General features: G+C 30.9%; 19 protein-coding genes and 2 tRNA genes. 20 read left to right on the top strand and 1 reads right to left on the bottom strand.

Annotated features, from left to right (window positions below; all coding sequences use genetic code 11):
- Window positions 1-6: 6 nt before the first annotated feature.
- Entirely contained in the window at window positions 7-216 is a 210-nt protein-coding gene (locus tag HMPREF3241_RS10920) for a putative copper chaperone CsoZ (protein WP_002447767.1), read from the top strand.
- A 142-nt stretch (window positions 217-358) separates the two neighbouring features.
- Window positions 359-496 carry an Lmo0850 family protein gene (locus HMPREF3241_RS10925; RefSeq protein WP_001829949.1) on the top strand — a complete coding sequence of 46 codons (138 nt, stop codon included), beginning with the start codon at window positions 359-361 and terminating at the stop codon, window positions 494-496.
- A 98-nt stretch (window positions 497-594) separates the two neighbouring features.
- On the opposite strand, the gene HMPREF3241_RS10930 is transcribed toward HMPREF3241_RS10925, so the two are convergent.
- The gene (locus tag HMPREF3241_RS10930; RefSeq protein WP_002447766.1) at window positions 595-1806 is read right to left on the bottom strand and encodes an FtsW/RodA/SpoVE family cell cycle protein; all 1212 of its coding nucleotides are present in this window, start codon (window positions 1804-1806) and stop codon (window positions 595-597) included.
- A 390-nt stretch (window positions 1807-2196) separates the two neighbouring features.
- Here HMPREF3241_RS10930 and HMPREF3241_RS10935 point away from each other — a divergent pair, with 390 nt between their 5' ends.
- The 18 genes from HMPREF3241_RS10935 (at window position 2197) to HMPREF3241_RS11020 (ending at window position 18249) form a co-directional block, all read left to right on the top strand.
- Window positions 2197-3270, top strand: coding sequence for a D-alanine--D-alanine ligase (locus HMPREF3241_RS10935; RefSeq protein ID WP_002458698.1), 1074 nt, complete (start codon window positions 2197-2199; stop codon window positions 3268-3270).
- A gap of 11 nt (window positions 3271-3281) precedes the next feature.
- Window positions 3282-4637 carry a UDP-N-acetylmuramoyl-tripeptide--D-alanyl-D-alanine ligase gene (gene murF, locus HMPREF3241_RS10940; protein ID WP_002447764.1) on the top strand — a complete coding sequence of 452 codons (1356 nt, stop codon included), beginning with the start codon at window positions 3282-3284 and terminating at the stop codon, window positions 4635-4637.
- Window positions 4638-4934: 297 nt separating this feature from the next.
- Complete coding sequence (locus HMPREF3241_RS10945; protein ID WP_002495675.1) at window positions 4935-6464, top strand: degradosome RNA helicase CshA; 1530 nt, start codon at window positions 4935-4937, stop codon at window positions 6462-6464.
- A gap of 253 nt (window positions 6465-6717) precedes the next feature.
- Window positions 6718-7197 (top strand): PH domain-containing protein, encoded by a 480-nt coding sequence (locus HMPREF3241_RS10950; protein ID WP_002447762.1) that lies wholly within the window; start codon window positions 6718-6720, stop codon window positions 7195-7197.
- Window positions 7190-8695 carry a PH domain-containing protein gene (locus tag HMPREF3241_RS10955; protein WP_002447761.1) on the top strand — a complete coding sequence of 502 codons (1506 nt, stop codon included), beginning with the start codon at window positions 7190-7192 and terminating at the stop codon, window positions 8693-8695. Before HMPREF3241_RS10950 ends, HMPREF3241_RS10955 begins: the two co-directional genes overlap by 8 nt.
- A complete protein-coding gene (locus HMPREF3241_RS10960) occupies window positions 8682-9200 on the top strand; it encodes a PH domain-containing protein (protein ID WP_002447760.1) in 519 nt (172 codons plus the stop codon). The genes HMPREF3241_RS10955 and HMPREF3241_RS10960 overlap by 14 nt, the downstream gene beginning before the upstream one ends.
- Window positions 9201-9238: 38 nt before the next feature.
- Window positions 9239-9592: a holo-ACP synthase gene (gene acpS / locus HMPREF3241_RS10965; RefSeq protein WP_002447759.1), complete on the top strand. Its 354-nt coding sequence runs from the start codon at window positions 9239-9241 to the stop codon at window positions 9590-9592.
- A gap of 66 nt (window positions 9593-9658) precedes the next feature.
- Window positions 9659-10807 (top strand): alanine racemase, encoded by a 1149-nt coding sequence (alr, locus tag HMPREF3241_RS10970; RefSeq protein ID WP_002475027.1) that lies wholly within the window; start codon window positions 9659-9661, stop codon window positions 10805-10807.
- Between the two features lie 86 nt (window positions 10808-10893).
- On the top strand, window positions 10894-11064 hold the full coding sequence (gene mazE / locus HMPREF3241_RS10975) for a type II toxin-antitoxin system antitoxin MazE (RefSeq protein WP_001829931.1): 171 nt from the start codon (window positions 10894-10896) through the stop codon (window positions 11062-11064).
- Window positions 11061-11423: a type II toxin-antitoxin system PemK/MazF family toxin gene (locus tag HMPREF3241_RS10980; protein WP_002447757.1), complete on the top strand. Its 363-nt coding sequence runs from the start codon at window positions 11061-11063 to the stop codon at window positions 11421-11423. The genes mazE and HMPREF3241_RS10980 overlap by 4 nt, the downstream gene beginning before the upstream one ends.
- 345 nt (window positions 11424-11768) lie before the next feature.
- On the top strand, window positions 11769-12770 hold the full coding sequence (locus HMPREF3241_RS10985; protein WP_002447756.1) for a PP2C family protein-serine/threonine phosphatase: 1002 nt from the start codon (window positions 11769-11771) through the stop codon (window positions 12768-12770).
- 99 nt (window positions 12771-12869) lie between these two features.
- Window positions 12870-13196: an anti-sigma factor antagonist gene (locus tag HMPREF3241_RS10990; RefSeq protein WP_001829952.1), complete on the top strand. Its 327-nt coding sequence runs from the start codon at window positions 12870-12872 to the stop codon at window positions 13194-13196.
- A gap of 1 nt (window position 13197) precedes the next feature.
- Window positions 13198-13677: an anti-sigma B factor RsbW gene (rsbW, locus tag HMPREF3241_RS10995; protein ID WP_070853668.1), complete on the top strand. Its 480-nt coding sequence runs from the start codon at window positions 13198-13200 to the stop codon at window positions 13675-13677.
- The gene (sigB, locus tag HMPREF3241_RS11000; protein ID WP_002447754.1) at window positions 13652-14422 is read left to right on the top strand and encodes an RNA polymerase sigma factor SigB; all 771 of its coding nucleotides are present in this window, start codon (window positions 13652-13654) and stop codon (window positions 14420-14422) included. Before rsbW ends, sigB begins: the two co-directional genes overlap by 26 nt.
- A 291-nt stretch (window positions 14423-14713) precedes the next feature.
- A complete protein-coding gene (locus tag HMPREF3241_RS11005) occupies window positions 14714-16864 on the top strand; it encodes a Tex family protein (RefSeq protein ID WP_002447753.1) in 2151 nt (716 codons plus the stop codon).
- Window positions 16857-17312 (top strand): SprT family protein, encoded by a 456-nt coding sequence (locus HMPREF3241_RS11010; protein WP_002447752.1) that lies wholly within the window; start codon window positions 16857-16859, stop codon window positions 17310-17312. The genes HMPREF3241_RS11005 and HMPREF3241_RS11010 overlap by 8 nt, the downstream gene beginning before the upstream one ends.
- Window positions 17313-18068: 756 nt before the next feature.
- Window positions 18069-18153 (top strand) — tRNA-Leu (locus HMPREF3241_RS11015).
- 22 nt (window positions 18154-18175) lie between these two features.
- Window positions 18176-18249, top strand: a tRNA-Gly gene (locus tag HMPREF3241_RS11020).
- The last annotated feature ends 5 nt before the right edge of the window (window positions 18250-18254 follow it).

The following is an 18254-nucleotide window of genomic DNA, read 5'->3' on the forward strand; positions in this document are numbered from 1 at the left end:
GAGGGTATGAAATTGAAAAAAGGATTGATACATGTTTCAGGTATTAAAACAACTGAACAAGAGAAACAGCTCAAAGATCATTTATCTAAGATGATAGGCATCAATAGTGTGGATATCGATTACCAAATGAATGAGATTCGAGTGGAATTTGACACTCCCGCAAATTTAAATAACATTGAAAAAGAAATTTACGATTGCGGATTTCGTATTTTATAATTAAAGGATTGTGTTTAATTCGTTTTTTCTTTGAATTATTATAACTTTTAGAAATATTTAAAAATATTTCTTGGATGATGTAGTAAAGTAGAAGTAATTAGGGTATGATGGATATGAAGCTATTTCTAACGAGGTGATAATTGTGAAGAATCAGGATAAGATTCAAAATGTAGTCAAATTATTATCATCATTGGGTGTGAATATTAAGAAAACTAAATCTCGTTTAGATATTATTAATACTTTGCCTACATCTAATCAAGTAAGTCATGAATTAAAATGATTTGCATGATAATATAATATTTTATGTATTGATTATCTAAATTAATATAAAAAAGAGAGACACTGTTCAATGTGAATAGTGTCTCTTTTTTATATAGGTTAAATTGTATTAGATTTTTTAGATAATGCGGGTATTTGATATCGTTGAGGTTCATGATAATAAATTGAAAGAACTACTCCTATACCAGTCATTAAACTCCATAAAGAACTTCCGCCGTAACTAATAAACGGAAGTGGTATACCTGTAATAGGTAGTAATTGAACCGTCATGCCGATATTTTGTAACACGTGAAAGACAATCAACGATACATATCCTATGATAAATACTTTGTTAAACTGATTATCAATTTTACTAGCTAATCGTATAAGGTGGAATATTAAGAATAAGAAAAGTAATATCAATAATACTGAACCTATAAAGCCCATTTCTTCGCCAATCACTGAAAAAATAAAGTCGGTATGATTCTCAGGAATATAAACTTCGCCATGGTTATAACCTTTACCTAATAATTGACCAGAACCAATAGCTTTTAAAGATTCTGTTAAGTGATATCCATCCCCACTACTGTATGAATAGGGATCTAACCAAGAATTGATACGTCCCATTTGATACATTTTTATTCCTAATAGGCTCTCTATTAAGGATGGTTTATAAATGATAGCTAATATAATACTAGAGCCACTTACAAATGCAACAATAAAAAGAGGTGCTAATATTCTCCATGTTATTCCACTTACTAACATGACACCAGCTATAATTGCACATAACACCAAAGTAGTACCTAAGTCATTTTGCAATAGAATTAATGCCATAGGTATAATGGATACACCTATAATTTTAAAAAATAACATTAAATCAGACTGAAAAGACTTATTAAATGTAAATTGGTTATGTTTAGATATCGTTTTAGCTAAAGCAAGTATAAGTATAATTTTCATGAATTCGGAAGGTTGGATGCTTATAGGACCGAAACTGTACCAACTTTTAGCACCATTAATAATTGGGGTGATTGAAGTTTCAGGTAAAATAAGTAATCCTATTAATAGAATGCAAAATATACTATATAAAATATAAGTATTACTTTTAATTTTCTTCGGTGAAATTATCATAATTAAAAGTGCAATAATAGCTCCGAAAATATAATAAATGATTTGTCTAATACTGAAATTTGCACTATATTGTCCGCCACCCATAGCGGAACTGATTAAAATAACACTTGTTAGTGCTAATAGCGATATAACTAGTACGAGTATCCAGTCGACTTTACGTAACCAGTTTCGTTTAGGTTGTTGACGAGAAGAATAATTCATTGCTTACTCCTTTATGTATATGGATCACTTTTCAAAATTGCTGTAGATACTTTTACAATATTTTAATTATCGGTATTCATTCAAATTTTCTAATCAAATATATATTAATTTTACATGACTTCTTTTAAATTTGCTAGAATATCAAAGAATGATAGCACCTTTTTAACTTTTAATATGTAATAGTCATAATAAAAATATGTATATTGACCCAAATTGTCACTAAAATTTAGTTCTATATTTAGATTATCAAATGCAATTGAATTTCAAAATATGATAATATTAAGTTTCAGAAGTCGTTATGAACTTAAAGTAGCAAATAAAAAGATCAATTAAACAATTACGTCAAAGAAAAAGGCTAAAAGAACTGTAATTGTAATGGAGGAAAACGAAATGACAAAAGAAAATATTTGTATCGTTTTTGGAGGTAAAAGTGCAGAACACGATGTTTCAATTTTAACTGCACAAAATGTTTTAAACGCAATTGATAAAGAACGATATCAAGTTGATATCATTTATATAACAAACGATGGTGAATGGAAGAAAAAAGATAATATTACACAAGAAATAAAAAATACTGACGAACTCGTCATTAACGATGTAGAAACTGGAGAAATCTCACAATTACTCAGTAAAGGTAGTTTAGGAAGATCATATGATGCAGTGTTCCCGTTATTGCATGGTCCAAATGGAGAAGATGGAACTATCCAAGGTCTTTTTGAAGTACTGGATATACCATATGTAGGTAATGGTGTGTTAGCTGCTTCAAGCTCAATGGACAAACTCGTGATGAAACAATTATTTGAGCATAGAGGTTTACCTCAATTACCTTATATTAGCTTTTTAAGAAGTGAGTATGAAAAATATGAAAATAATATCATTAAATTAGTTAATGATAAGTTAACATATCCGGTATTTGTAAAACCTGCTAATCTCGGTTCAAGTGTTGGTATAAGTAAATGTAACAATGAAGAAGAATTAAAATCTGGGATAGCTGAAGCATTCCAATTTGATCGTAAACTTGTCATTGAACAAGGAATTAATGCTAGAGAGATTGAAGTAGCTGTCTTAGGTAACGATTATCCCGAAACAACATGGCCTGGTGAGGTAGTTAAGGATGTAGCATTTTATGATTATAAATCAAAGTATAAAGACGGTAAGATTAAATTAGATATTCCAGCAGATTTAGATCAAGATGTTCAAATGACATTAAGAAACATGGCATTAGAGGCCTTTAAAGCTACTGATTGTTCGGGATTAGTTCGTGCAGATTTCTTTGTTACTGATGATAATCAAATTTATATCAATGAAACAAATGCCATGCCAGGATTTACTGCATATAGTATGTATCCAAACTTATGGAAAAATATGGGCTTATCTTACCCTGATTTAATTGCTAAATTGATTGATTTGGCTAAAGAACGTTATGAAGATAAAAAGAAAAATAAATATAAAATTGATTATTAGAGGTTTTAGTTATGATAAACGTCACATTAGAGCAAATTAAAAACTGGATAGATTGTGAAATTGATGAAAAATATTTAAAAGAAACAATAAATGGGGTTTCAATTGATTCACGGGAAATCAACGAAGGGTCGTTATTTATACCGTTTAAAGGCGAGAATGTTGATGGCCATCGTTTTATTACACAAGCGTTGAACGATGGTGCTGGAGCTGTTTTTAGTGAAAAAGAGAATAGGTATTCTGAAGAGATTCAAGGTCCTATTATTTGGGTAGAAGATACTTTAATAGCCTTACAGCAATTGGCAAAAGCATATCTAAATCATGTAAATCCTAAGGTGATAGCGGTCACTGGTTCTAATGGAAAAACAACCACAAAAGACATGATTGAAAGTGTATTATCAACTGAATTTAAAGTTAAGAAAACACAAGGAAATTATAATAATGAAATTGGAATGCCGTTGACTTTACTAGAACTTGATGAAGACACAGAAATTTCTATTCTAGAAATGGGAATGTCAGGTTTTCATCAAATAGAGTTGTTATCTAACATCGCACAACCTGATATAGCGATCATCACAAACATTGGTGAGTCACATATGCAAGATTTAGGATCGCGAGAAGGCATTGCAAAAGCTAAATTTGAAATAACAACTGGTCTCAAAACAAATGGTATATTTATTTATGACGGAGATGAACCTTTATTAAAACCTCATGTTACTCAAGTTAAAGATGCGAAATTAATCAGCATTGGATTAAATTCAGACAATACATATACTTGTCATATGAACGATGTGAAAAACGAAGGTATTCATTTTACTATCAATCAAAAAGAACACTATCATTTACCAATTTTGGGCACGCATAATATGAAAAACGCTGCTATTGCAATTGCTATTGGACATGAATTAGGCCTAAATGAAACAATAATTCAAAATAATATTCACAACGTGCAATTAACTGCTATGAGAATGGAAAGACATGAATCATCAAATAATGTAACAGTAATTAATGACGCATATAATGCAAGTCCAACAAGTATGAAAGCTGCCATTGATACATTAAGTGTCATGAAAGGTCGAAAAATTTTAATATTAGCAGATGTACTTGAATTAGGACCTAATAGTCAAGTGATGCACAAACAAGTTGGTGAATATTTGAAAGATAAAAATATAGATGTTTTATATACATTTGGTAAAGAAGCCAGTTATATCCATGACAGTGGTAAAATTTTTGTTAAAGAAGCAAAACACTTTGATCAAAAAGAACAGTTAATTCAGACGTTAATATCTCAAGTTAAACCAGAGGACAAAGTCTTAGTTAAAGGTTCACGGGGTATGAAGCTTGAGGAAGTTGTTGACGCATTGTTGTAATATAAAATCTAATTTTAAAGCATGCAATGAATGAGCATCTGTAAATTAATTTGGATGTTACTTTCAACGCATGCTTTTATTTTTTTAGTAAATCATGCAAAACGCTTACATTACATATTGCACGACCTTTTTGAAAGTTAAATTGTTTGATGAATTACATTGAAAACAGTAAATGTGTGAAATTGCTTTATTGCTATAATATTTTTAAGGTGGTACTATATAGAAGTTGATAAAACATAAGTGACCATATATGTAAAAAAGCATATTAAGAAATATACACGTAAAAGGAGAATTATTTTGCAAAATTTTAAAGAACTAGGGATTTCGGATAAAACGGTTCAAACATTGGAAGCAATGGGGTTTAAAGAACCGACACCTATCCAAAAAGATAGCATCCCTTACGCGTTAGAAGGAGATGACATCCTTGGACAAGCCCAAACTGGTACTGGGAAAACAGGGGCGTTTGGTATACCTTTAATTGAGAAAGTTGTAGGCCAACAGGGTGTTCAATCATTAATTCTTGCGCCAACGAGAGAGCTTGCTATGCAAGTAGCTGAGCAATTAAGAGAGTTCAGTAAAGGTCAAAAAGTACAAGTTGTTACAGTCTTTGGCGGTATGCCTATTGAAAGACAGATTAAAGCATTAAAAAGAGGCCCTCAAATTGTAGTAGGTACGCCAGGAAGAGTTATTGATCATCTTAATCGTCGTACACTTAAAACTCAGGGAATTCACACGCTTATTTTAGATGAAGCAGATGAAATGATGAATATGGGATTCATCGATGATATGAGATTTATTATGGATAAAATTCCAGCTGAGCAACGTCAAACTATGTTATTTTCAGCTACCATGCCAAAAGCAATCCAAGAATTGGTACAACAGTTTATGAAAGCTCCTAAAATAATTAAGACAATGAATAATGAAATGTCAGATCCTCAAATTGATGAATATTATACAATCGTTAAAGAATTAGAGAAATTTGATACATTTACAAACTTTTTAGATGTTCATCAGCCTGAATTGGCGATTGTCTTTGGTCGTACTAAACGCCGCGTAGATGAATTAACAAGCGCGCTATTATCTAAAGGATACAAAGCAGAAGGTTTACATGGCGATATTACCCAAGCGAAACGTCTAGAAGTATTGAAGAAATTTAAGAACGATCAAATAGATATTTTAGTTGCTACAGATGTTGCTGCACGTGGTCTTGATATTTCTGGTGTGAGTCATGTTTATAATTTTGATATCCCTCAAGATACAGAAAGTTATACTCACCGTATTGGACGTACCGGTCGAGCAGGAAAAGAAGGTATTGCAGTTACTTTTGTAAATCCAATTGAGATGGATTATATTCGACAAATTGAAGATGTCAATAATCGTCGAATGAAAGCATTAAGACCTCCACATCGTAAAGAGGTGCTTAAAGCGCGTGAAGATGATATTAAAGATAGAGTTCAAAACTGGATGTCAAGAGAGAACGAGCCGCGTTTACAAAGAATATCAAGTGAATTACTTAAAGAATATGATAGTACAGAATTAGTAGCCTCTTTACTTCAAGAACTTGTAGAAGCTAACGATGAAGTGGAAGTACAATTAACATTTGAAAAACCGTTAGCACGTAAAAATCGCAGTAGTAAAGGCGGTTTTAGAAGAAGTAATCATAAACGTGGTAATGGTAAGTTTGATAATAAAAATAGACGATCAAAAGGTTCTAAAGGTCAATCAAGTAAAAAGAAAAATTCAAAGAAATTTGACCGTAGAGATAAGCAACAAAAAATTGGTAATCAATCACTAAAAGGTCGCACATTTGCAGATCACCAAAAATAAATTAATTAACTAGCCTGAGATAATATTTTTTGTCTCAGGCATTTTTATTTATACGGATTAAAAAGTACATATGTATTGAGCATAAATCTTATTATATATTAGGTGTGACGTGTCGATATGAATTTTTTCATTTTTGTATGGAAATAAATTATTTTTTAATAAATAATACATTGAAAATATTGGTCGCTGTTATTTTTTAGACTTTATTATCACTATGCTATAATGTGGGTAAATCTTGAAAAGGAGTACATTTATGAAAAATGATAGTACGTTTCATAGAAGTCCAATCCAAGCGCTAAAGTACTATTACATCACTAGTTGTATAGGATTATTTATTTTGCTTATAATATTCAGTTTACTTTTGTATTTTAGTTTTTTAAATCATTGGTGGCCTTTTACATCATACATCTTTCTTGGGCTAGGTTTGTTATCGATTTTAAACACTTGTATATCTCCACTAATTAAATATAGATATCGTTATTATAAAATTCACGAAGATTTTGTCATTTTAAAAAGATTATTTATTTTTAAGAAAGAAGAATTAAGCAAAATAGAGAGAATACAATTTATTGATATTGGAACTAATCCGTTATCAAAAAAATTAAATCTTAATTCTGTAACTTTATTTACTGCAGGTCATACAATCTCATTTCCAATAATATCTGAGAAAGAAGCACAAAATATTCAACAACAAATACTATTGAGATTGAGAGGTGCCAATGACGATGTATAGTCCGCAAAAGCTACATCCAATTTCTTATATTGATGGCTTGATTAGTGTGATTAAATCAAATTTCATTGTAATTATCATCTTTTTATTTAATATAAAAGATTTTAAATATGATGATTTTTCGTCTTATATTATTCCAGGTATAATGACTTTGATATTTTCTATCGGCTTCATTCATAATATTATTAAGGTTTATAATACACGATATTGGATTGAAGAGGATCATTTTATATTAACTACTGGTGTTTTTAATAAGGAACGAAAAGAACTTAATATTAGTCGCATACAATCTGCAGATACGTCTCAAGGTTTGATTAATCAGATTGTTGGCGGTGTTGAACTCATCATTAAAACACCTAGTGATGGCATAGAGTTAGGGACAATTTCAAAAAAGCAAAGTGAAGTTATTGAACAAGAATTGCAATCTATTCAAGAACGCATGAATAACCAGGTAAATCAAGAAGCTAAAGAGTTAAATGAAGAGAACCATACTCAGACATATCAGCAACATGCCAAGCCCCAATATGCCATATTTAAAATGCCTTTTAAGCAACTATTATTTATGTCTATGACAAGTGGAGCTATAGCGCTTGCTTTTGTGACGCTATCCCCTATTATTGGCAGTCTCTCAAGTGTTATTCCATGGGATAAATTTGGTGAAGAAATATCTTCAGTATTTAAAACGATATATTTCATTGTCATTTTTATTGTCATACTAGTGTTATTATTAAGTTATATAATCGGAACTGTCATGTACTTAATTAAGTTTTATGGATATCGAGTTATTCAAGAAAATCATCAACTTAAAATTCAATATGGATTATTTACGAAGAAAAATATCACTGTACCAACTGACCGACTGCAAGGTGTACTTGAACATCAATCTTTTATACGAAAATTATTTGGTTATACATCTATACATTTCTATATTACAAGCGATATAGATGGCACTGAAGGGGAACCCACTGATAATGACGGAAGAATTATGATTTTACCGTTTATTCCAAGAAAAGAGGCATATAAAGTGATTAGGCCTTTAGTTCCTGAGATGACATTTAATCATGCTAAAATTGGTATGCCTTTAAAAGGATTTCATCGTCACTTTTTAATTCCTTCCTTGTGTCTTATTGGTATGGGCATTATTGGATGGTATATGTGGTCTTTATGGTCTTTAATTATAGCTTTATTACCAATCTCATTATTTTTTGTTTACGCTATACTTTATACACGTTTTAGTGGTTTTTCTTTTAGCGAATCAGAGCTAGTTGTACAAAAAGCGTCTATATTAAATATTAAGAGATTTTATGTTAAAAAAGAAAAAGTCTTAGGAATGGCTATTAGTCAACATCCCTTTCTTGAAAGAAGCCAACTCGCAAATTTTCAATTTGTTATTGCTAAAGGTAGTAGTAGGCAAAATATTGGCTTGAAGTTTAGTGAAGTAGATAATGTTCTTAAACTCAAAAATTGGTACATGAAAGGTGATACTCATGAAGTCTTATAAATATATGCACCAAAATGGTATTAAAGTAATGAGAATTAGTGGTGCTTTTTGGACACTTTTATTAGTGATAGCATTGTCTATTTTAATATTGCTTAATGAATTAAAATTCCATTTTATTAATACTAAAAATTTAATAATTGGAGCAATAATTTTAACTACAATAGTTTGTATTTTATTCATGATTCTAGTGCCTTGGTTTAAGTTTAAACATCTTAGATATTTTTTAGATGATAAAGAAATACATATTAGAGAAGGTATCATTTTTATAGATGTGCACGTCATCCCATACTTTAGAATACAAAATATAGATATTGTTGAGGGATTTATCATGAGAAAGTTCCAACTCGCTTCGCTGTCTTTATCAACTGCTGGGGGGAATTCTGAAATAGCTTTGATAGATATTCGAGAAGCACAAAGATTAAAAAAACAAATTAAACAACAAAAATCAATAACGACAAATGTAGCTTCATCAGAAAAAATAAACGATGATATATTAAAGACTTGATAAAAGATTATTGATGATATACTAAAGAGGCGATACAAGTGATTTATGGAATAGGTATAGATCTAATAGAAATTAAACGAATTAAAAATCTTCAGAATCAAACAAAATTTATTGAAAGAATACTTACTATAGAGGAAAGGGACAAATTAAATCAGTATACACATGAGCAACGTAGGTTAGAATTTTTAGCTGGTCGCTTTACTGTGAAAGAGGCATTTAGTAAGGCCTTAGGTACTGGGTTGGGGAAATCAGTATCGTTTCAGGATATTAACTGTTACAACGATGCACTAGGTAAACCATGTATTGATTATCCTGGTTTTGATACACATGTGAGTATTACACATACTGAGAATTATGCTATGAGTCAAGTTATTCTTGAAAAAAACGAATGAAAATTAGATAGAATTTTTAATCATCAGAAATAAGATAAAGTAAGTAGTTTCAAGGAGGACATGTATATGTCAGAGAAGTTTTATAGAGCAACATATTTAAATGTGAATTTAGATGCAATTTTAGCAAATTATCAAAATTTCAATCAATTACACGCTAATAAAACTGTCATTTCAGTTATTAAAGCTAATGGATATGGATTAGGAAGTGTGAAAATAGCACAACATTTAATGCGTCATGGTGCAACATTTTTTGCGGTGGCTACACTTGATGAAGCAATAGAATTAAGAATGCATGGAGTTGATGCTAAATTATTAGTTTTAGGTGTTGTTCCAACAGAAGACATTGAGAAGGCTATACAGCATCGTGTTGCTTTAACAGTACCTTCTAAAGCATGGTTGAAGGAAACTATCAAGCAAATTCCTGATGATAACCAAAAAAATTTATGGCTACATGTAAAATTAGATACTGGTATGGGCCGAATTGGAATGAAAGATATATATGAATATAAAGAAGTGGTTGACCTAATTAATAAAAGAAATCATTTAGTTTTTGAAGGCGTTTACACACATTTTGCGAGTGCAGATGAACCTGGAAGTTCTATGAACGAACAATATACTTTGTTCAAAGAGATGGTTAATCAAGTTGAGAAACCAATCTATATTCATTGTCAAAATTCTGCTGGATCACTACTCATGGATGGTCAATTTTGTAATGCAATAAGATTAGGAATCTCTCTTTATGGATACTATCCTTCAGAATATGTTAAAGATAATGTAAAAGTTCATTTAAGACCGAGTGCGCAGTTAGTATCAGAAACGGTTCAAGTCAAAACGCTAAAAGCTGGTGAAACTGTTAGTTATGGACGTACATATACTGCTGCTGAAGAAATGACAATTGCAATTTTACCTATTGGGTATGCCGACGGATATTTAAGATCGATGCAAGGTGCGTTCGTCAATGTTAACGGGAATCAATGTGAAGTCATTGGACGTATTTGTATGGACCAAATGATAGTTAAGGTTCCTTCTCATGTAAAAACGGGTGAAAAAGTAATACTTATGGATAATCATGTTGATTCACCACAATCAGCTGAAGCAGTAGCGAATAAACAAGGTACAATTAACTACGAAGTATTATGTAATTTATCAAGACGTCTTCCAAGAATATATTATTATGATAATAATGAAGAGGTTACAAACGAATTGTTAAAATAGTATAGTCACTGATTAGGAAATTTGTTATTATAAAACTAAATTGATGCTAATATAACAACTTTTGGAATCAGATGGAGGTTCTTTTCATGTTATCTTTTAATCAAAATAGAAACCACAGTCTTGAACAATCTTTAAAAGAAGGTTATGCACAAATGGCCGATTTAAACCTCTCCCTAGCAACAGAAGCTTTCCCGATAGAGTGTGAAGCTTGTGATTGCAACGAATCACATTTAATATCTAATTCCAAGAATGAATGATTAGAAGAGGAGATGTTTATTTAGCGGATTTATCACCAGTTCAAGGGTCTGAACAAGGGGGAGTAAGACCTGTAGTTATCATTCAAAATGATACTGGTAATAAATATAGTCCAACTGTAATTGTAGCTGCGATTACTGGTAGGATTAATAAAGCGAAAATACCAACCCACGTAGAAATTGAAAAGAAAAAGTATAAATTAGATAAAGATTCAGTTATTCTTCTTGAACAAATTAGAACACTAGATAAAAAGCGTTTAAAAGAAAAATTAACATTTTTATCAGATAGTAAAATGATAGAGGTTGATAATGCCTTAGATATTAGTTTGGGATTAAATAACTTTGATCATCATAAATCTTAAATAAATATATGTAGTAAACATAAAAAAATATTGAAATAAAAGGCAATAACTTTATAATAATTAAGTGTTTAAGTAATATTAGGATATTTAAACACTCGTATAGGTGTCGGTATGTCTATTTATCTTTGATTTAAGACGTATCACTATAGTTATTATGAAAATGTATTTATTATAAAAGGATGTCTTGAGTTTTTAAGGCTTTAGGTTATCCATTCCTAAAGTCTTTTTTAGCTATCAACAAAGTTTTAACACCAAAAAATTATGCTATTCGCAGAAAGTAAATAAAGGTTTCATATTGTTATAAAACTGATGGGATATTGAAGTGGAAGTAAGGAGGCACATTTAGTGGAAGAATTCACAAAAAGTTATAAAGCCCTTGTTAAAGAAAGTTTAATAACTAACAATAAAACATTATTAATTAAGAAATGTGAAGCATTCACAAATGAAGTTATAAAGAAAGATGTTTTACCTGAAGATATAGTTGAGATACATAAAGATTATATTAATACATTAGATTTGGCAGAAGAAGATATTTTAGAAACGCTCGATGTGTTACAAGAAGTCGTTAAAGGATTTGGATATAGTTACCGAGATTACCAAAGACTTGTTAATAAGCTTCAAGTCCACGATAAAGAAATGGATTTAGCCTCAAGACTTCAACAGACTATGCTGAAAGCTGATATTCCACAATTTGATAGCATTCAAATAGGAGTGATATCTGTTGCTGCACAAAAAGTAAGTGGGGATTATTTTAATCTTATTGATCATAAAGATGGCACAATGAGTTTTGCTGTGGCAGATGTTATAGGTTCAGGCATTCCAGCAGCTTTAGCTATGAGTATGATAAAATTTGGCATGGATGCTTATGGACATTCACAACTTCCTAGTGATGGTTTGAAGCGTTTGAACCGTGTTGTTGAAAAGAACGTTAACCAAAATATGTTTGTCACAATGTTTTATGGGCTGTATGAAGAGATGAATCATCTTCTATACTGTAGCTCAGCTGGGCATGAACCTGGCTATATATATCGCGCAGAAACTGAAGCGTTTGAGGAAATTGGTGTGCGAGGAAGAGTTCTAGGTGTGAGCCCCAAAACACGTTACAGCCAACAAGAGATTCCTATTTACCTTGATGATTTAATCATTATTTTTACTGATGGTGTCACAGAGGCACGTGATGTAGAGGGGAATTTTATTGATAAAGATAAGTTGTTAGACTTAATTCAAAAATATAAGCATATGCATCCACAGGATATTGTGCAAATTATTTACGAAGCTATTTTAAAATTACAAAATCCTGCGAGAAAAGATGATATGACTATTTTAATTATAAAAAGAGTAAACTAAATTATAAAATGTAGATTAAATTTAATTCATGTAGGGTATAGGTAATTTTGAGTACATATGTAGGATAAAAACATCTGATAAAGACTAGGAGTGTATTAAATGAATCTAAATATTGAAACAATAACTCATGATGATTTTTATGAGGTTAAAGTTGGTGGAGAATTGGACGTATATACTGTACCTGAATTAGAAGAGGTACTAGTACCAATGAGACAAGAAGGAACACATGATGTTCACGTTAACTTAGCTAATGTGAGCTATATGGATTCAACAGGCCTCGGTTTATTCGTAGGCACATTAAAAGCATTAAATCAAAATGATAAAAATCTCTATATCTTAGGTGTCTCAGAGCGGATAGGTAGATTGTTTGATATTACAGGATTAAAAGATTTAATGCATGTTAATGAAGGAACGGAGGTAGAATAACATGCAATCTACACAAGATTATATTGAAATGCGGTTGCCAGCTTCTGCAGAATACGTAAGTTTAATACGTTTGACGCTTTCAGGGGTAATTTCAAGAGCTGGCGCATCTTACGATGATATAGAGGATTCTAAAATAGCAGTGAGTGAAGCGGTGACCAATGCGGTTAAACATGCATATAAAAAAAATTCTGAAACAGGTATGATTAATCTTTGTTTTGAAATATTTGATGATAGAATTAAAATCGTTATTTCAGATCAAGGAGAAAGTTTTGATTATGAAGCTACAAAATCACATTTAGGTCCATATAATGATAACGAAAATATTGATTTTCTACGTGAGGGTGGTCTGGGATTATTTTTAATTGAGTCTTTAATGGATGAAGTTACTGTTTATAAAGAATCTGGTGTAACAATCAGTATGATTAAGTATATAAAAAAAGAGCAGGTGCGAAATAATGGCGAAAGAGTCGAAATCAGCTAGTGAAGTATCACCTGAACAAATTAACCAATGGATTAAACAACATCAAGAAAACGAAGATAGCCTAGCTCAAGATAAATTAGTAAAACATTATCGTAAGCTAATTGAATCTTTAGCTTATAAATATTCTAAGGGACAATCACATCATGAAGATTTAGTTCAAGTGGGTATGGTTGGTCTAATAGGTGCTATTAATAGATTTGACTTATCATTTGATCGTAAGTTTGAAGCCTTCTTAGTACCAACAGTTATTGGTGAGATTAAAAGATATTTACGAGATAAAACATGGAGTGTTCATGTACCTAGACGTATTAAAGAAATCGGTCCAAGAATAAAAAAAGTTAGTGATGAATTAACAAATGAACTTGAACGTTCACCATCTATTAGTGAAATCGCACAACGCTTAGAAGTTTCAGATGAAGAAGTTTTGGAAGCGATGGAGATGGGTCAGAGTTACAATGCCCTGAGTGTGGATCACTCTATAGAAGCAGATAAAGATGGTTCGACAGTTACATTATTAGATATTATGGGACAACAAGATGATAATTATGATTTAACGGAAAAGCGTATGATATTAGAGCGTATTTTACCTATTTTGTCGGAGAGAGAAAGACAAATCATACAATGTACTTTTATTGAAGGTCTTAGCCAAAAAGAGACTGGTGAAAGAATTGGTCTTAGTCAAATGCATGTTTCACGTTTGCAACGTACTGCAGTAAAAAAATTACAAGAAGCTGCAAGACAATAAACGAGTTGTTAACAGTGTTGGTAATTAAATCCGTTATAATAGCCTGGAATGAATTTAAAAAATAGTTCATTTCAGGTTTTCTTATATTTGTATTTGTAAGGTTTGATAAAATTAAAAATTAGTATTAGTTATATGAAACGTTTGATACTATTCGAATGAATTTTATCAATTTGAATTATACCTCTATTTTTACTAGGCACTCTGATTAAAATAAAGCGCTAGAAAATCAAATTTAATTATTATGTTAAGATAAATAAGTAATTTTAAAGAAAAGCGTGGTAGAAAAAACAAATGGATAACAGTTTAATTGAAACAATTGTAAGTAAATATCAATTTTCGGAAAAACAAATTAAAGCAGTTTTAAAATTGTTGAAAGAAAACAATACGGTTCCATTTATAGCGAGATATCGTAAAGAAGCTACAGGTGGACTTGATGAAGTAGAAATTAAACAAATCAATGATGAATATAACTATATGTTAAATCTTCAAAAACGTAAAGAAGAGGTAATACATAATATTGATCAACAAGGTCTATTAACTTCAGAATTAAAGCAAGACATATTAACACAGACGAAGCTACAAAGAGTTGAGGATTTGTATCGTCCATATAAACAAAAAAAGAAAACACGTGCAACTGAAGCTAAAAGAAAAGGGTTAGAAGATTTAGCAGACTGGTTTTCACAATCAAAATTGGATTCAAAAATTGAAGATAAAGCCCGATTATTCTTAAATGATGAAGTGACTACAATTGAAGATGCAATAGAAGGGGCTAAAGATATTATAGCTGAACGTATTTCGGATAATCCTCAATATCGCTCTAAAATACTTAAAGATGTTTATAATCAGGGACTAATTGTTTCCTCGAAAAAGAAAAAAGCCGAAGATGAGAAACAAACATTTTCTATGTACTATGATTACAATGAACCAATTAAACGTATTGCAAATCATCGTGTTTTGGCGATGAATCGAGGAGAAAAAGAAAAAGTATTATCAATAAAAATTGATTTTGATACGACACGTATTCAAAGAGAAATAGAAAATGTTGAGATAAAAACTCAAAATGAGGCAACTCCGTTTATTAAAGAGGCTATTCAGGATAGTCTCAAGCGATTAATTCTTCCTTCAATAGAAAGAGAAATTAGAGGAGATTTAACACAAAATGCAGAATCTCATGCAATAGATGTATTTAGTGAAAATCTTAGAAATTTATTACTACAACCACCAATGAAGGGTAAACAAATTCTTGGAGTAGATCCAGCATTTAGAACAGGGTGCAAACTTGCTGTCGTCAATCCATTTGGTACCTTTATTGCTAAAGGTGTTATTTATCCTCATCCACCAATATCAAAAATTGAGTCAGCAGAAAAAGAACTAGTCAAGATGATAAGTGACTATGATATTGAACTTTTAGCGATTGGTAACGGTACTGCTAGTAGAGAAACTGAACAATTTGTAGCTCAAGTAATAAAAAAATATCAACTTCAAGCACAATTTATCATAGTCAATGAAGCTGGCGCATCAGTTTATTCAGCATCAGAAATTGCTAGACAAGAATTTCCAGATTTTCAAGTAGAAGAACGAAGTGCAGTTTCAATTGGTAGAAGAGTTCAGGATCCTTTAAGTGAACTTGTTAAAATAGATCCTAAATCTATAGGAGTAGGACAGTACCAACATGATGTCAATCAAAAAGATTTAAGTAGGGCTTTAACGTTTGTAGTGGAGACTGCCGTCAATCAAGTTGGTGTGGATGTGAATACTGCTTCTAAATCCTTATTACAATATGTATCAGGTCTCACATCAACTATTGCTCAAAATATTATTGATTATAGAGAAGAAAACGGACCTATAAAACATCATAAAGAAATTAGTAGGATTAAACGTTTAGGCGCAAAAACCTTTGAGCAAAGTATTGGTTTTTTAAGAATTGTTGATGGTAAAGAACCTTTAGATAATACTGCAATACACCCTGAAAGTTACGATGTTGCATATCGCATGCTTCATCAATTAGATTTAACTACACAAGATATAGGTTCCGTTAAACTCAAAAACACGTTATCAAATGTTAATATTTCAACTCTTGTGTCTCAATTAAATATTGGTGAACCTACATTAAAAGATATAATACAATCATTGATTGCACCTAATAGAGATCCAAGAGATGAATTTGAAACACCTATTTTGAAGTCAGATGTATTATCGATTGAAGATTTATCTAAAGGCATGAAATTGAATGGCACAGTAAGAAATGTTGTTGACTTTGGAGCATTTGTAGATATCGGTGTTAAACAAGACGGGCTAGTACACATATCAAAATTATCTAAGAAATTCGTTAAAAATCCAATGGATATGATAAGTGTAGGAGATATTGTAGAAGTTTGGATTTTAGATATAGATGAAAATAAAGGCAAAGTTTCATTGACAATGGTTGACCCAAATGAATAATTTAGCATTACAAAGCCTTACTGAAAGTATAGCGATAAAGTATTTTGGCAAAGCTTTTAAGCACGAGGTATATTATAATAAGCGTTTACGTACCACTGGTGGTAGGTATATATTAAGTAGTCATAATATAGAAATAAATCCAAAACAGTATGAAATGTTTGGAGAAAAAGCTGTCATTGATATCATAAAACATGAACTGTGTCATTATTTTCTTCATTTATCTGGTGAAGGATATCAACATCGTGATAAAGCATTCAAAATTTTGAGCGCTAAAGTAGGAGCACCTAGATTTTGTACTCCGACAGAATCTTATCAAGATAGAGCTAATTATAAATATAAATGCATCTATTGTGAACAAGAATTTATTCGTATAAAGCGTGTGAATCTGGAAAAAATGCGTTGTGGACGATGTGGAGGTATTTTAAAACTTCTTCAAACAAGAAAGTGATAGAATTTAAATCACCATTTTGTTTTGAAAATAGGTTGTTAAAATTGATAAAAGAGTACTTGTACTAATTCTATATAAATTTAACCTGGGTCATTTATAATGTCTCAGGTTTTTCTATGATATGACTTGAAGATATATTTAAAAAGTAGCCGTGTAAGGGCGAACAATTATTAAAATAAGATGTAACAGATATGTAATTTTACTTTGAATCATTGAGAAACCATTAAATTATCTCACAGTTTTTGATTTAATACTGAAAATTGAAATGTTAACAATCATAAATTATACGTTTGATAATTGTTGTCTATTAAATTTATCATTAGGTGTCTTAATTAATTGTAAAGTAATAACCGATGATTTGAATATGATGATGTGACTTTTTTTACATTTTTATTCTCCATATAAAAGTATTTTTAGTTAACTTTGACTTACGTTATGGTAGTAAAATAATTAAAAAGAACATACTTGTATTTGTTAATTGAAGTTTAAGATAATATTGTAGAACGATTTACGATGTAATGCTATATAATTCGCCTTGTGTATAGTGTTACAAAAAAATAAATTATAGGGTGTAAAAGCATTGACAATGTAATTGTTGTGATATATCATAGTTATCGTTGTCTTAATAAGAGGTTCTATTATTAAGTGCTAATTAATTTTATTAATATAAAGTTAAATTATTATTGACAAAACGTAACAAAGCATTTACAATAGTTAATGTTCTCGATAATTAAATTCTAATTATGCGTTTTGCCAGCGGTCGTGGCGGAATGGCAGACGCGCTAGGTTGAGGGCCTAGTGGGAGTTAATCCCGTGGAGGTTCAAGTCCTCTCGGCCGACCAAATTGAATTTTATATATACATGCGGGTGTAGTTTAATGGCAAAACCTCAGCCTTCCAAGCTGATGTTGTGGGTTCGATTCCCATCACCCGCTCCATTTTA

It is taken from the genome of Staphylococcus sp. HMSC34G04 (assembly GCF_001838765.1).
Classification (GTDB): Bacteria; Bacillota; Bacilli; order Staphylococcales; family Staphylococcaceae; genus Staphylococcus; species Staphylococcus epidermidis.